The sequence below is a fragment of the Rhizorhabdus argentea genome (assembly GCF_037861105.1).
Taxonomy (GTDB): domain Bacteria; phylum Pseudomonadota; class Alphaproteobacteria; order Sphingomonadales; family Sphingomonadaceae; genus Rhizorhabdus; species Rhizorhabdus argentea.
This window is the reverse complement of sequence record NZ_JBANFK010000006.1, coordinates 194,683-208,492: the sequence shown is the minus strand read 5'-3', so window position 1 is coordinate 208,492 and position 13,810 is coordinate 194,683. Positions and strand designations below refer to the sequence as shown.

General features: G+C 64.2%; 13 protein-coding genes. 7 read left to right on the top strand and 6 right to left on the bottom strand.

Annotated elements, in window-relative coordinates; genetic code table 11:
- Positions 1–4 precede the first annotated feature (4 nt).
- Complete coding sequence (locus AAC645_RS08165) at positions 5–502, top strand: NUDIX hydrolase (protein ID WP_340315201.1); 498 nt, start codon at positions 5–7, stop codon at positions 500–502.
- On the opposite strand, the gene AAC645_RS08160 is transcribed toward AAC645_RS08165, so the two are convergent.
- Both AAC645_RS08160 and hrpB read right to left on the bottom strand, forming a co-directional pair.
- Positions 492–791: an ETC complex I subunit gene (locus tag AAC645_RS08160; protein ID WP_340315146.1), complete on the bottom strand. Its 300-nt coding sequence runs from the start codon at positions 789–791 to the stop codon at positions 492–494. The two genes, AAC645_RS08165 and AAC645_RS08160, sit on opposite strands and share 11 nt — an antisense overlap.
- A 63-nt stretch (positions 792–854) precedes the next feature.
- Positions 855–3,296, bottom strand: coding sequence for an ATP-dependent helicase HrpB (hrpB, locus tag AAC645_RS08155; RefSeq protein ID WP_340315145.1), 2,442 nt, complete (start codon positions 3,294–3,296; stop codon positions 855–857).
- A gap of 299 nt (positions 3,297–3,595) precedes the next feature.
- Here hrpB and AAC645_RS08150 point away from each other — a divergent pair, with 299 nt between their 5' ends.
- Together AAC645_RS08150 and AAC645_RS08145 are read left to right on the top strand one after the other, a co-directional pair.
- Entirely contained in the window at positions 3,596–4,801 is a 1,206-nt protein-coding gene (locus AAC645_RS08150) for an aromatic ring-hydroxylating oxygenase subunit alpha (protein ID WP_340315144.1), read from the top strand.
- Between the two features lie 323 nt (positions 4,802–5,124).
- On the top strand, positions 5,125–5,979 hold the full coding sequence (locus AAC645_RS08145) for an SDR family NAD(P)-dependent oxidoreductase (protein WP_340315143.1): 855 nt from the start codon (positions 5,125–5,127) through the stop codon (positions 5,977–5,979).
- 136 nt (positions 5,980–6,115) lie between these two features.
- Here AAC645_RS08145 and AAC645_RS08140 read toward each other — a convergent pair whose 3' ends face one another.
- The 3 genes from AAC645_RS08140 to AAC645_RS08130 form a co-directional block, all read right to left on the bottom strand.
- The gene (locus AAC645_RS08140) at positions 6,116–6,793 is read right to left on the bottom strand and encodes a TetR/AcrR family transcriptional regulator (RefSeq protein WP_340315142.1); all 678 of its coding nucleotides are present in this window, start codon (positions 6,791–6,793) and stop codon (positions 6,116–6,118) included.
- Positions 6,794–7,037: 244 nt separating this feature from the next.
- On the bottom strand, positions 7,038–7,847 hold the full coding sequence (locus tag AAC645_RS08135) for an alpha/beta fold hydrolase (RefSeq protein ID WP_340315199.1): 810 nt from the start codon (positions 7,845–7,847) through the stop codon (positions 7,038–7,040).
- A gap of 104 nt (positions 7,848–7,951) precedes the next feature.
- On the bottom strand, positions 7,952–8,965 hold the full coding sequence (locus AAC645_RS08130; RefSeq protein WP_422785809.1) for a polyprenyl synthetase family protein: 1,014 nt from the start codon (positions 8,963–8,965) through the stop codon (positions 7,952–7,954).
- Between the two features lie 148 nt (positions 8,966–9,113).
- Here AAC645_RS08130 and AAC645_RS08125 point away from each other — a divergent pair, with 148 nt between their 5' ends.
- Positions 9,114–9,398 carry a chorismate mutase gene (locus AAC645_RS08125; RefSeq protein WP_340315141.1) on the top strand — a complete coding sequence of 95 codons (285 nt, stop codon included), beginning with the start codon at positions 9,114–9,116 and terminating at the stop codon, positions 9,396–9,398.
- Positions 9,399–9,434: 36 nt separating this feature from the next.
- On the opposite strand, the gene AAC645_RS08120 is transcribed toward AAC645_RS08125, so the two are convergent.
- Entirely contained in the window at positions 9,435–11,213 is a 1,779-nt protein-coding gene (locus AAC645_RS08120; protein WP_340315140.1) for an ATP-binding cassette domain-containing protein, read from the bottom strand.
- A 112-nt stretch (positions 11,214–11,325) separates the two neighbouring features.
- Between AAC645_RS08120 and AAC645_RS08115 the strand changes: the two genes are divergently transcribed.
- The 3 genes from AAC645_RS08115 to AAC645_RS08105 all read left to right on the top strand — a co-directional run bounded on the left by AAC645_RS08115 (position 11,326) and on the right by AAC645_RS08105 (position 13,769).
- Complete coding sequence (locus tag AAC645_RS08115) at positions 11,326–11,634, top strand: PepSY domain-containing protein (protein ID WP_340315138.1); 309 nt, start codon at positions 11,326–11,328, stop codon at positions 11,632–11,634.
- A gap of 36 nt (positions 11,635–11,670) precedes the next feature.
- The gene (locus AAC645_RS08110; RefSeq protein WP_340315137.1) at positions 11,671–12,333 is read left to right on the top strand and encodes a response regulator transcription factor; all 663 of its coding nucleotides are present in this window, start codon (positions 11,671–11,673) and stop codon (positions 12,331–12,333) included.
- 101 nt (positions 12,334–12,434) lie between these two features.
- Complete coding sequence (locus tag AAC645_RS08105) at positions 12,435–13,769, top strand: sensor histidine kinase (RefSeq protein ID WP_340315196.1); 1,335 nt, start codon at positions 12,435–12,437, stop codon at positions 13,767–13,769.
- The last annotated feature ends 41 nt before the right edge of the window (positions 13,770–13,810 follow it).

Genomic DNA, 13,810 nt, shown 5'->3' with positions numbered 1-13,810 from the left:
GACGATGTGGCAGGGCCGCTTCATCACCGCAAAGCGCGAAGGCCAGTGGGAATATGTCGGCCGCGCCCGCGGTATCCGCGCCGCGGTGATCGTCGCCATCGACGCCGGGCACATCCTGCTGGTCGAGCAATATCGGGTCCCGCTCAAGGCGAACTGCATCGAGCTTCCCGCCGGACTGATCGGCGACGAAACCGCGGACGAGGCGATGGAGATCGCTGCGGCACGCGAGCTGGAGGAGGAGACCGGTTACCGGCCCGCTCGAATCGAGGCGATCGGCGAGTTCGCATCGTCGCCCGGCATGGTCTCGGAAACCTTCACGCTGGTGCGCGCAACCGGGCTGGAGAAGGTTCATGACGGCGGCGGCGTCGAGGGCGAGAATATCATCGTCCACCGGGTCGCTCTCGACGAGGTGGCGGACTTTCTCGAGCGCCAGCGTGGGCTGGGCAAGATGATGGACGTGAAGCTGCTGCTGCTGTTGGGCGGCGGGATCCTTAAAGGTTGATCGGCCCGACCTGGAAATTGTCGGCATAGGCCTGCAGCTTGAGCGTCCGCGCCGCGCCGGCGACGACATGTGCGGTCAGGCCCTCGCGTTCGGCATAAGCGCGCGCCGCGTCCAATGTCGGGAAGCCCAGCTTAACCTGTCCGCGCGTGTCGCCGGAGCCGGTCCAGCCGGTCAGCGGATCGGCGCGCTTGGCTTCGGTCGGTTCATATTCGAGCACCCAGCTGTCGGTGCGCGCGCGGCCCGACTGCATCGCATTCTTGGTGAGCTGGTAGATGCGCGCATGCGCCATATGGACTGTCCCGGACGGCGTTGATGTAGGTGAGAGAGCCTTGCCGCAGCGCGGCGACGCTCGTCAAGACCGCTGCATCGCCTTCTTCGTCCGGAGCGTCGGATCGGCGCCCGCCGGGTCGTCCGGCCAGGGGTGCCGCGGATAGCGGCCGCGCATCTCCTTGGCGATGGCGGCCCAGCTACCCGACCAGAAGCCGGGAAGGTCCTTGGTGGTCTGGATCGGTCGGCCGGCAGGCGATGTGAGCCGCAAGGTCAGCGGCACCCGTCCGCCGCCCACCATCGGGTGCGACGACAGGCCGAACAGCGCCTGGGGGCGGATCTCGACCGCCGGCCCTCCTTCCGCCGCATAGTCGATCGGATGGCGGCTGCCGGCCGGCGACAAAAGATGCTCGGGCGCGAGCCGGTCGAGCGCTTGCCGCCCGTCCCAGCCGAGCAGATCGTGGAGCGCGTGCGACAGGCTGGCGACGGAAATGTCCGAAAGCCGCCGCTTGCCCTCGACCAGCGGCGCCAGCCAATCGTCGAGCGTCAGGATCAGGGTGGCGTCTGACAGGTCGGGTATTGCGCCGCCAAGCTCGGCCGCGAATGCCGCCCTGGCGCGTAGCGCCGTCACGCCCTCTGGCCAGGCGAGCAGATCGAGGCCGCGCGTCCGCACCGCATCGAGCAAGGCCGCGCTGATCATGGCGGGGGAGGCGCTTTCGTCGCGGCCGGACGCCAGCACGATCGCGCCAAGGCGGCGCTCGCGCCTTGCCTCCACCGCCCCCGTTGCGGGATCGAAGCGCGCGGTGCGGCGGATCTCGATGCGATCGGCAAACAGTTTCTCCACCTCCGCCGCGGCGATTGGCACCGCCGATAATATTCTTGCACCCGACGCCGCACCCTGGATCTCGGCTACCGCCAGCCAGTCGTTACGCGCCAGCGGCGATGTCGGATCGAGCCGGAAGCCGCGCCCCCCGCTGGATACCCAGTCTTCCCCCGACGCGGAGCGGCGCTTGGCGACGCGATCCGGATAGGCGAGAGCTACCGCCGCGGCGATCATCGAGTCGTCGCGACCGCGCTGGCCCACGAGCCGCGCCCAGCGTCCCGCCAGCTGCCGCGCACCCTCGCCGCGCTTACCGCGCTCGCTGCGCCAGCGTCGCAGCCGCAGCTCGAGGTCGGCATCCTGGCCGCCGAGGCCGCGTTCGGACAGCAATACCGCCACCTCCGCCGCCGTCTCGGCAAAGCCCTGCTCGCCGGCCCGGATCATCATATGGCCGAGCCGGGGCGGTAGCGGCAGGCCCGCTATCGCCTTGCCGTGCGGGGTAGGGCGGCCATCGGCATCGATTGCGTCGAGCCGGGCCAGCCGCTCGCGCGCCTCGCCGACCGCGGCGGGGGGCGGCGGATCGAGCCAGCGCAGCATCGCCGGATCCGAGACGCCCCACAGTGCACAATCGAGCGTCAGCGCCGACAGGTCGGTTTCCAGTATCTCGGGCGGATCGAAGCGGGGCAGGCCGGCCGTCGCCGCCGCCTCCCACAGCCTGTAGACCACGCCCGGCTGCTGGCGGCCGGCGCGGCCGGCGCGCTGCGTCACGGAGGCCTGGCTGGCACGCTCGGTGACCAGCCGGGTCATCCCGGCGGCGCGATCGTAGCGTGGACGCCGGGCAAGTCCCGAGTCTACGACGATTCGCAGCCCGTCGATGGTGATGCTCGTCTCCGCGATGGAGGTGGCGAGCACGAGCTTGCGGGTGCCCCCGGCCGAGGGCGCAATCGCTGCGCGCTGCTCGGCCGGATCGAGCGATCCGTGGAGACGGTGGAGAATCACGTCTTCGGGGAGGCCGCTCAGCCGTTCGGCCGTGCGCTCGATTTCGGCCACACCCGGCAGAAAGGCCAGCAGGCTTCCCTTCTCCTCGGCCAACGCACGGCGGATCACCGCCGCCATGTCGTCCTCGATCCGCTTCTCGGCCGAGCGGGCGACATGGCGGAGTTCGATCGGGAAAGCCCGGCCTTCGCTCTCGATCAGCGGCGCGCCGCCGAGAAGGTCGGCGAATCGCCCGCCATCGAGCGTCGCCGACATCGCGACGATGCGGAGGTCGGGCCGCAACGCCGCCTGCGCATCCAGCGCCAGCGCCAAGCCGAAATCGCTGTCGAGACTCCGCTCGTGGACTTCATCGAACAGCACCGCCGACACGCCGGGCAGATCGGGATCGGCCTGGATCCGGTTGACGAAAATCCCCTCCGTGACGACCAGGATCCGAGTCGCCGCAGACTGCTTGCTGTCGAGCCGGGTGGCGTAGCCGATCGACTTGCCGACTGGCTCGCCCGCGAGCTCAGCCATCCGCTCGGCCGCGGCGCGGGCGGCAAGGCGGCGGGGAGACAGCAGCAGGATCTGCCCGTCGCACCAGCCCTGACCGGCCAACGCCGGCGCCACCGCCGTGGTCTTGCCCGCACCCGGCGGGGCGACCAACACCGCATTGGCTCCGGCTGCCAGGGCGGCGATCAAATCGGGCAGTACGGCGTCGATAGGCAGCATGAGGGGAGTCTATAGCAACGTCGTCCCAGCGAAAGGCCAATGCTGTCGCGGGATTTTCATGGCGTGGTGAGTTTTGCTGGCTGCTGCCGGTGCAGCCATCATGGCCGTGCCTCATCGCCTTCGGATCCGCGGGGAACCGGAAAATCCCCTCACTTCGGGCATAAAAAGTAGAGAGTGATCAATCACTCTATTTTATTGACCTTTGCCCGCATGGCTGCTATTTCCAGTGCTACGCAAGCGCGGAAATCGGTTGCGTCTGCCTTTGGTGCCGTGTTGAAGCTTTTAAAGAGGTGTACAGGATGAGCGGTTTTGAGCACGCGGAACTGCGTTCCCAATATGATGATCTCATGGGGCTTGTTGCGCGCAAGGAGCCGACGCTGGCGCCCAGCATCCTGAAAGTTCCCGTGACGGATTACACGGATCGCGACCGCTGGGAGCGCGAAGTCAAGCTACTCCGGAACACCCCGATGATGCTAGCATTGTCGAGCGAACTGCCCGAGCCGGGCAGCTATTGGGCGATGACCCGTGTCGGCGTGCCGATGATCCTAACGCGCCTCAAATCGGGCGAGGTGCGGCTGTTCATCAATGCCTGCCGACATCGCGGCGCCAAGGTGGTCGAGGAAGGAAAGGGCAAACAACCGCGCTTCACCTGCATCTATCATGCCTGGACATATGGGCTGGACGGCAAACTCCTCGCCTTGCCAGAGAACCGGCTCTTCGGCGATGTCGACAAGTGCGATTATGGCCTCACCGAGCTTGCGGTGGAAGAGCGCGCGGGGCTGATCTGGGGCATGCTCACCCCGGGCAAACCGCTTGGTCTCGACGAGTATCTTGGGCCGGAGATGGCAGATCTGTTGACGAAATGCCGTCTCGATCGGTTCAAGGTGGTCAACCAGATCGAACTGCCCGCCGCGAACTGGAAACTAGCGTTTGAAGGCTATTGCGAATCCTATCATTTCATCAGCTTACACGCCAAGAGTTTTGGCAGCTTCGTTATTCCCAATGTCCTGAAATTTGATCGCCTGCATACCCACACTCAGTTTCTGACGCCGGTTCTAGGTATTAAAGAGCGGTGTGATCCTTCATCTACGGAGGATCTAAAACGTTACGTACAGCTTGCCTTCACCTGTTTCCCAACGACTTTCTTCGCATTCGCCAGCGATACTGCTTTCTCCGCCGCAAAGGAATCCGGCGCGGAGCCGGTAGAGCGAATTTTCATTAACCAGGTTCTGCCGGGGGACAGTCCGGAAACGTCGATAACCATCTCTCGCACCGTGGTCAGTGAGGACTTCATCGGGACACCAATGGAGGAAGAAACGCGGCACTGGTCAACGATGACCCATGAGACCGTCCGCAAGGAAGATTACCCGGTCGTCCAAAGTACCCAATCGACACTGCTCTCCGGTGCTCAGGATCATTTTACCGTCGGACGTAACGAGATCGCCATTCATCACCTCCATCAGACAATACGTGCAGCCTTGGGAGATGAACCTTTAGGCAAATGACACTGTCCTGCGATGTGGCGTGACTTCGGAGGAGATCCTCTGCGCTCACCCACTGCTTCGTAGGACGGCGGCCTGAGAATGAAGTGCCGAAGAAAGTCTTTTCGGCAATGTTGGTTTCGTTCCCTGGTCTGCTGCACCGGACAAGCTGCCTTCACCAGCGGGATCGCCCGCTCTGAATCGACGCGATCCTTTGCCAACAGGCGGAGTTCGCCTCCAATTCCCGATGCTCGCAATGTGGCGAAGCGGCGCAGAAGGCCCAGTCGTCGACGCTTGTTTTATCTAACGCAGTTTGTAATAAGTCCCTCGACTTGGAGAGGATGCATATGGCGCGGTTGCGGAACAAGGTGGCGGTAATCACCGGCGGCTCCTCGGGCATGGGGTTGGCCGCCGTCGAGATGTTCGTCGGGGAGGGCGCCAAGGTGGTCGTCGCTGACATCAAGGCTGAAAAGGGCAGGCTTCTGGAAGCGCGCTACCCCGAAAATGTGCGGTTCCAGATGTGCGACATCAGGAACGAAGACGAGATTGCCGCCACGGTCGAGCGCGCCGTGCAGGATTTTGGCGGTCTCGATATCATGTATCACAACGCTGGAGCGGCGGGTGCGAAGGAGGGCCTGGAGACGATGACCGTCGCCGGCTGGGACGACACCCAGGCGATGCTGCTGCGAAGCTCCGCGCTTTGCATCAAGCATGCGATCCCGCCGATGAAGCAGCGCGGCAAGGGCTCGATCATTCTGACATCCTCGGTCGGCGCGACCAATTTGCGGCCCGGCACGCCCGCCTATTCGGTGGCGAAAAGCGGCGTCATCACGCTGGGCCGGCTGGGGGCCCTGGAATTCGCCGCGCACAACATACGCGTCAACGTCATCATACCCGGCGGCTTTGCGACGCCGATCTACGGCGATCTGGTGGGGGCTTCTCCCGAGGTTGCCGAACGGATGCCGCTTTACATGGATGAACTGATGGCCGCGTGGCAGCCGCTCCCGCAGCCCGGCAAGCCGATCGACATCGCCTATGCGGCAACCTTCCTCGCCTCCGACGAGGCCGGGTTCATCACCGGAATTGCGCTCCCCGTCGATGGTGGACTCACGCTGCATCGGCCCACCAACGCGACCAATTTCCTGTTCGATCATCTCAACGCGGCCAAGGCCAAAGCCGAGGCTGATCTGGCCCGCGGCTGATTAATCGCGAACCACGCAGTGCCATCATCCGCCTCGCGCTCCTCCGAAGCGCCAGGCGGAGCAGTTCCGATCATGTCAGAATATGGAGTGAGGTGGCCAAGGAGCAGCTGATAACAGAGCGTGCCGCTGACTTATGTCAGTTATCCAGAAACAGAAGGTGGGCGGACGCACTCAATGCGTCTTCGAATATCTTGTTGGGCAGATCGGCATCGGCGCCGGCAGCCTGATGAACATCATCCTGATCGGTGATCGCGCCGTAGCAGATTTCGTTGATCAACCGGACCCTGGCATCGAACAGGGTCTGCGGCAGATGGCTGACCTGCTCTCTCAAAACTCCCATTACGAAAAAGGCGATGGGTGCGAGTTCTTGGGTCCCCGCCCTGGCGTCCCATTGAGGGAAGCGGTTAACGGCGCGCAGGAATGCGGCAAAGCTATGGCGGCCATAGCGGTCGACTTCGTCAAAGACCGGCTTGAACGTGATCCTGAACAATGTCAGCGGATCTCCCAATGTCCCTTCCGCCTTCGCAGCGGCGAGAAGTGGCTGGCGGCGTTTTTCTAGCACCGGTATGCGCGATCTGAAGATCGCGCCGATCAGGCCGTGCTTGTCGCCAAAGTGATAGCCGATGGAAGATTTGTTGGCAGATCCCGCGGCGTTGCTGATTTCGCGCAACGACGCACCCTCTATACCATGCGCACCCCATAGCCGCTCGGCCGCTTCGACGATCGCCTCGATCGTCGCGATCCCTCGCGCCGGCGTCGGGCGCGAGCGCGCGTCGATGGATTTCCGACCCTGACCCGCCTTTGATTCCGTCATTTTCCCTCGGTTTTCACCGCGTCATGTCGACCGCGCCATCTCCTTAGCTTCACTACGCGCGTGACAGCAACGATGTACATGTCAGCAGCTAGATTCCTCAACCGAGGCAGATCGGTTGCGTTGCGTGTAGCGGACGACAGCGGTCGCGCCGCCGGCGAACTGGCGGCCGGAACGGAATATGCCGGCCTGTGGGGCACGTTACGCTACGCTCCAAGTCGATGCGACCGAGACCCCGAACAACCATTCACTCGCTATATCGGCATAAGAAGGCGGTAACGCTCTCCGCCCTCTCATATGGAAGCCAGTGACCCGCGTGCGGCACGATCTCTACCGTCGCGTCTGGCCGGGCGGCGCGAACGATGGCGACGTTTTCGTCCATATAATCTGCGCTGAAATTATCGCGACCGCCCCAAATGAAATGAGGCACCGGCGAAATTCCCGGTAGCATGTCGCGCAGAAAGGGGCGCCGCGTGAGCGCGAAGCTTGTTGCGCGAACTCTAAGGTGATTCTGTTCCTGAACTTCCAGGGCTAGATCGTCCGCAGATCGGGGATCGGCAAACATCGTGCTCATCAGATTGCACCTGTGCGCCGCCCTCCTTTCCGTACCAACCAGTCCGCGCAGGCCCATTACCTCCGGCCTCGGCCTGCCAGTGGCCAGACAAATCGGCGCCACCAGCGCAAGCGATAGAACGCGTTCGCGATCAGCTTGAGCCAAGGCTCCCGCGATCATGCCGCCGAATGAGAACCCTGCCAGATTATAATGGCGGTTGGCTCCCAGGATTTGAACCAGTCCGCTACTCAGCGCTGTAACGATCTCACCTGGCGTATCCCTTTCTGTAACCGGGTCGGAGTCGCCCATGCCCGGCAGATCGGGCGCCAACACCAGGAAACGTTCCGCCAGGGAAGGGATATTTCGCACCCAATGCCGCCACGATCCAAAACCGCCGTGGATCAACACCAACGGGGGGCCGTTGCCCCATTCCCGCCAGATTATCGATCCCTCGCCGGAGGCTGTGGCGAATCTCCTGGCCGAAGAGTCCAGGGATTCCAGCATGTGCAATCACTGTACTCCAGCTCGTCCGGGATCGATGTGGCTTTCTGCATCACAACCTACTTCCGCGCCGATGACGGCATGGAGTGTGCAGGGTTTCCGCGATCTCAATAGGCCCGGGACACCGCGAACTGGGCGGCTTCGATCAGGGCGGACTTGGCCAAGCCGTTGGGAAAGCGGGCCAGCGCATCGATAGCCCGCTGCGAATAGTGGCGGGCGCGTGCTGCTGTGTCGGCGAGCGCGCCGGTTTCACGGAGGATTGCGGTCGCCCGGACCAGGTCGTCGTCCTCGTTGCGCAGGCCCTCGATGGCCTCGCGCAGGAATTCGCGCTCCGCAGGGTCGGCACGGGCGAAGGCCAGGATCACCGGCAGCGTAACCTTGCCGTCGCGAAAGTCGTCACCTGCGTCCTTGCCCATCGTCGCCCCGTCCGAGACATAGTCGATGACGTCGTCGACCAGCTGGAAGGCGATGCCGAGATAGCGGCCATATTGATCGAGTGCCTCCTCAATCGCAGGCTCGCGTTCGGCCACTACTGCGGCGATGCGGCAGGCGGCGGCGAACAGGATGGCGGTCTTGGCGGTGATGATTTCAAGATAACGTTCTTCGCTCGTGTCGATCCGACGCTGCGCAGTCAGCTGGTTGACCTCACCCTCGGCGATAACCGCCGAGGCATTGGAGAGGATGCGCAGCACCCTGAGCGACCCATCCTCGACCATCAGCTCGAATGATCTACTGAACAGGAAGTCCCCGACCAGGACGCTGGCGGCATTGCCCCAGATCATATTGGCGGTGCTGCGCCCGCGGCGCAGGCCTGACTGGTCGACGACATCGTCGTGCAGCAGGGTGGCGGTGTGGATGAACTCGACGGTGGCGGCCAGCCTGTGGTGACGCTCGCCGCTATAATCGAGCAGCTTCGCGCAAGCGAGCGTAAGCATCGGCCGCATCCGCTTGCCGCCGCCAGCTATCAGATGGCCGGCCAGTTCAGGGATGAGCGGCACGTCCGATTGCATCCGCGCCAGGATCACGCTGTTGACCGCATTCATGTCCGAGGCGACCAACGCCATGATGGGATCGAGCGAGGGCGTCGGCGCGCGGCGGATCGGAGTGACGGTGGCTGTCATGGGCACGCCCATGAGCCCCGATCGCGCGAAACGCAATACGGCACCGATATGAAGAGCGCCGTCCGGCCGTTCTCGATCGAAATCAGACTTGCCAAGCCCGGCAGCGATCAACATTAGGCGAGTTGCAAGCAACGGTGAGGGTGGCGGCATGACAGATGATATCCTGAGTCGCTACCGCGAAAGCATCGACAACATCGATGCCGCGCTGATCTTCATGCTTGCTGAACGGTTCAAGGTCACCAAGGCGGTGGGCGAGTATAAGGCCACGACCGGCTTGCCTCCCGCCGATCCCGCCCGCGAAAAAACCCAGATCGAGAGGCTGCGTACGCTGGCCAACAGCGCCAATCTGGATCCGGATTTCTCCGAGAAATTCCTGCGCTTCATCATCGACGAAGTGATCCACCACCATCGGCAGGCGAAAGCGGGAGGGTGATCTTTTCCTCCATCCTCCCCCGGCGCGGGGAGGATCCTAGTTTAGCCCCTCAGCCATTTCCGCCAATTCCAGCCAGCGCAGCTCTGCTTCTTCCTTTTTCGCCCGCGATGCTTCGATCGCCTGCATCAGCGTATCGAACTTCTTCGGGTTGTTCGCGTAGAGGTCCGGATCGGCCAGCGCCGCCTCGTCGCGCGTGATCGCCGCTTCCAGCTTTTCGATCTCCACCGGCAGCAGTTCCAGGTCGCGTTGATCCTTGTAGCTCAGCTTCGTCCTCGCCTTCGCCGGAGCAGACGGCTCCGCCTTCGGTGCGGCGGCGCGCTTCGGTTCGCTACGGCTGGTTCGCTGTCGCTCCCAGTCCTCATAGCCGCCAGCGACGATGTCGACCTTGCCCGAGCCATCGAGGCCGAGCGTTACCGTCACCGTCCTGTCAAGGAAGTCGCGATCGTGGCTGACGATCAGGACGGTGCCTTCATAATCCGAGATCACCTCCTGGAGCAGATCGAGCGTCTCAAGGTCGAGATCGTTGGTCGGCTCGTCAAGCACCAGAAGGTTCGATGGCCGGGCGAACTCGCGGGCCAGCAGGACGCGCGATCGTTCGCCGCCGGACAGCGTTCCGATCTTCGCTTCGGCGATGGCGGGCTCGAACAGGAACTCCTTGAGATAGCCATGGACGTGTTTCCGGACGCCCTGGACATCGATCCAGTCGCCGCCGTCGGCGAGCACGTCGCGGACCCGCTTTTCGGGCGCCATCAGTTTGCGCTGCTGATCGATGACGATGCCGTTGAGGGTCTTCGACAGCTTGACCCGCCCTTCGTCCGGTATCAGCTCCCCGGTCAGCAGCTTGAGCAGGGTCGATTTGCCGGTGCCGTTCGCGCCGACCACGCCGATCCGGTCGCCGCGCGTCACGCGGAAGCTGAAATCCTTGATGATGGTGCGCTGTTCGAAACGCTTGGTGACATGCTCGGCATCGATCACGACCTTGGTCTTCACGTCATCGACGGCGATGGCGAGCCGGGCGGTCCCGGGCGGGCCGAGCATCGCCTTGCGCTGCTCGCGCATCTCGTAGAGCTTGGTAAGCCGCCCCTGGTTACGCCGGCGCCGCGCCGTAACCCCGCGCAGTTTCCAATGCTCCTCGATCTTGAGCTTGGCGTCGAGCCGTTCGGCGTTGCGCGCCTCCTCCTCATAGACCCGTTCGGTCCACGCCTCGAATCCGCCGAAGCCGACCTCGTGGCGGCGGATCGCACCGCGATCGAGCCAAAGGGTCTGGCGGGTCAGCCGCGTCAGGAAGGTCCGGTCATGGCTGATCGCGATGAACGCACCGGTAAAGCGGCCGAGCCAGCCCTCCAGCCATTCTATCGCGAAGAGGTCGAGATGATTGGTCGGCTCGTCGAGCAGCAGCACGTCCGGCTCCATCGCCAGTGCGCGCGCAATCGCGGCGCGACGGCGTTCGCCACCGCTGGCGCTTGCGGCCTCGCGCGACAGGTCGATGCCGATCTGATCGGCAATCGCCTCGACCTCGTGCAGCGCCGGCGCGTCGGGGCCCGCCATGGCGAAGTCGCGCAAGGTCGCGTGGCCGGCCATCGATGGTTCCTGCTCGAGCAGCACCACGCGCGAGCCGGGCACGATGGTGCGCAGCCCCTCGTCGGCATCGATCGTCCCGGCCAGCAGTTTGAGCAAGGTCGTCTTGCCGGCGCCGTTGCGGCCGATCAGTGCGAGCCGGTCACGCGGCGCGACATAGAGGTCGAGCCCGCGAAACAGCCAGCCGCTGCCCTGCACGAGGCCGAGATTCTGATAGGCGAGTATAGGTGCGGGCATAGCCGTCGGGGGCCTGTTCTGGGGTGTCTTCGATCGGCAACAGGTTGCCGGTTTTCGCTAAAGCACGAACATTCATGCCCTATTCAAGCCCCAGACCCTATGCCAATACCCCATGTCAATGCGTAACCCCCTTGCCGCCATGTGTCTGGCGATCTTCTTTCTCGCCAGCGCGCCGGTCTCGGCGGATCGCAATCGCGCGCCCGAACAGGATGCTTTGCGCAACGGTGTGCGCTCTGGCGAGTTCCTGCCTTATCAGGAGATGCGCGCACGCGCGCAGGGCCGGGTCGACGGCCAAATGATCGGTTCCGAGTTCGATCCGGGAACAGGGCGCTACCGTTTCAAGTTTCAGCGGGGCGGATCGGTGATATGGATGGACATGGACGGCCGCACCGGGCGCGAACTGGGCCGCGTCGGTCAATAAGCGATGCCCGGAGAGGGCATCTGAAAAGGGGAATACATGCGCGTCCTGATCGTCGAGGATGAACCGAATCTCGGCCGGCAATTGCGGGCCACGCTCGAGGGCGCCGGCTATGCGATCGATCTCGCCACCGACGGCGAGGACGGGCATTTTCTCGGCTCGACCGAGAATTACGACGCGATCATCCTCGATCTCGGCTTGCCCGAGGTCGACGGGCTGACGGTGCTGGACCGATGGCGGCGCGAAGGCAGGGACACGCCGGTATTGGTGCTGACCGCGCGCGACAGCTGGTCGGACAAGGTCGCCGGTCTCGATGCCGGCGCCGACGATTATCTTGCCAAGCCGTTCCAGACCGAAGAGTTGATCGCACGGCTGCGGGCGCTGATCCGCCGCGCGTCGGGCAACGCATCTTCGGAACTGATTGCGGGCGACGTCCGCCTCGACACGCGCAGCGGCAAGGTAACGCTGGCAGGCGAGCCGGTGAAGCTGACGGCGCAGGAATATAAGCTGCTCAGCTATCTGCTCCATCACAAGGGCAAGGTGGTCAGCCGCACCGAACTGATCGAGCATATCTACGACCAGGATTTCGATCGCGATTCGAACACTATCGAGGTGTTCGTCACCCGCATCCGCAAGAAGCTCGGCCAGGATGTTATAACCACGATCCGCGGCCTGGGCTATTCGCTGGATGACCCGGCATAAGCCTGGCCATGACGCTTAGACGCCAGCTCGCCACGGCGCGCAGCTGGTTCTTCAGGCGGCGCCATAACGAGACCCACTCGACCGGCTCGCTGACCGGGCGGATGATTTCGATTGCCGCGCTGTGGATCAGCGTGCTGCTGCTCGCCGGCGGCTTCGCGCTCGATCGGGTGCTGAGCGAGGCGATTACGCGCAATTTCGATGCCCAGCTCGAATATGTCCTCAATGCGATGATCGCATCGGCCGAGATCGGCCCCGATGGCGAGGTCCGGTTCAACCGCCCGCTGGGCGACCAGCGCTTTCTGGAACCCTATTCCGGCCTATACTGGCAGGTGTCCGGCCCTGCCCATGAACCCTTCCGCTCGAGGTCGCTCTGGGATCGCGCCCTGCTCCAGCAGCGCGATCACGCCGGTCAGCAGCTTCACGTCGCCGACAGCGACGAGTTTGACGGCGAGCCGCTGCGCGTGCTGGACCGCGAGGTGCGGCTTCCCGGCTCATCGACCGAATGGCGCTTCCAGGTCGCCGCCAGTCGCGCCAGCCTCAACGACCAGATTACGGTGCTCAGGCGGACACTGGTGCGCTCCTTCGCGATTCTCGGGCTCGGACTGATCATCCTGGCGGCGCTGCAGGCGACCTATGGCCTGTGGCCACTGCGCAGCCTGCGCCGGGCAGTGGCGGCGGTCGGTTCGGGTGCCAGCGCCCGGATCGACGCCAAGCTTCCCAACGAGGTTCGCCCCTTGGTTGAGGAGCTGAACGAGCTGCTTGCGCATAACGAGCGGCAGGCGGAGGAGGCGCGCCGCCATGCCGGCAACCTCGCCCATGCGCTCAAGACGCCGCTGACCGTGCTGATGAACGAGGCGACCGCCGGCAGCGCCGAACTGGTGGAGACGGTGGTGCGGACCACCGCCGATATGCGCCGCCAGGTCGACCACCATCTTGCGCGGGCCCGCGCGGTAGGCCGTCGCGCCAATGCGCAGGCCCGCGCCGAGGTGTGGCCATCGCTGAAGGCGGTCGAGCGCGCGATGGCGCGGATGCATCGCCATGTCACGGTCGACATGATCGGTGACCAGAAGGCTGTGGTGCATGTCGAGCGGCAGGATCTCGACGAAATCCTGGGCAACCTTATCGAGAATGCCGCCAAATATGGCCAGGGCCGCGTCTTCGTTACCGTGGTCCGCGAAATCTCCAACGTCGCGGTGTCGCGCAAGATCGACTTCGTCGAGATCCTGATCGAGGATGACGGCCCCGGCATCCCGCCCGCCGAGCGCGGCAAGCTGTTCGAACGCGGCGCGCGGCTGGACACCGGCAAGCCCGGCACCGGCCTCGGCCTCGCTATCGTCCGGGACGTGATCGGCATCTATGGCGGGACGATTGGCCTCGAGGAGAGCGAGGATCTCGGCGGGCTACTGGTGCGGGTGCGACTGCCGGCGGCAAGCTGACGGCATAAGACCCTCCCTGGAGGGTTGGGCTATGGCATTTA

What these genes read in the sequence shown, in the direction of transcription:
- AAC645_RS08165 (WP_340315201.1), top strand. Translation starts at nt 5, where the DNA reads ATGTGGCAGGGCCGCTTCATCACCGCAAAGCGCGAAGGCCAGTGGGAA.
- AAC645_RS08160 (WP_340315146.1), bottom strand. Translation starts at nt 791, where the DNA reads ATGGCGCATGCGCGCATCTACCAGCTCACCAAGAATGCGATGCAGTCG.
- hrpB (WP_340315145.1), bottom strand. Translation starts at nt 3,296, where the DNA reads ATGCTGCCTATCGACGCCGTACTGCCCGATTTGATCGCCGCCCTGGCA.
- AAC645_RS08150 (WP_340315144.1), top strand. Translation starts at nt 3,596, where the DNA reads ATGAGCGGTTTTGAGCACGCGGAACTGCGTTCCCAATATGATGATCTC.
- AAC645_RS08145 (WP_340315143.1), top strand. Translation starts at nt 5,125, where the DNA reads ATGGCGCGGTTGCGGAACAAGGTGGCGGTAATCACCGGCGGCTCCTCG.
- AAC645_RS08140 (WP_340315142.1), bottom strand. Translation starts at nt 6,793, where the DNA reads ATGACGGAATCAAAGGCGGGTCAGGGTCGGAAATCCATCGACGCGCGC.
- AAC645_RS08135 (WP_340315199.1), bottom strand. Translation starts at nt 7,847, where the DNA reads ATGCTGGAATCCCTGGACTCTTCGGCCAGGAGATTCGCCACAGCCTCC.
- AAC645_RS08130 (WP_422785809.1), bottom strand. Translation starts at nt 8,965, where the DNA reads ATGACAGCCACCGTCACTCCGATCCGCCGCGCGCCGACGCCCTCGCTC.
- AAC645_RS08125 (WP_340315141.1), top strand. Translation starts at nt 9,114, where the DNA reads ATGACAGATGATATCCTGAGTCGCTACCGCGAAAGCATCGACAACATC.
- AAC645_RS08120 (WP_340315140.1), bottom strand. Translation starts at nt 11,213, where the DNA reads ATGCCCGCACCTATACTCGCCTATCAGAATCTCGGCCTCGTGCAGGGC.
- AAC645_RS08115 (WP_340315138.1), top strand. Translation starts at nt 11,326, where the DNA reads ATGTCAATGCGTAACCCCCTTGCCGCCATGTGTCTGGCGATCTTCTTT.
- AAC645_RS08110 (WP_340315137.1), top strand. Translation starts at nt 11,671, where the DNA reads ATGCGCGTCCTGATCGTCGAGGATGAACCGAATCTCGGCCGGCAATTG.
- AAC645_RS08105 (WP_340315196.1), top strand. Translation starts at nt 12,435, where the DNA reads ATGATTTCGATTGCCGCGCTGTGGATCAGCGTGCTGCTGCTCGCCGGC.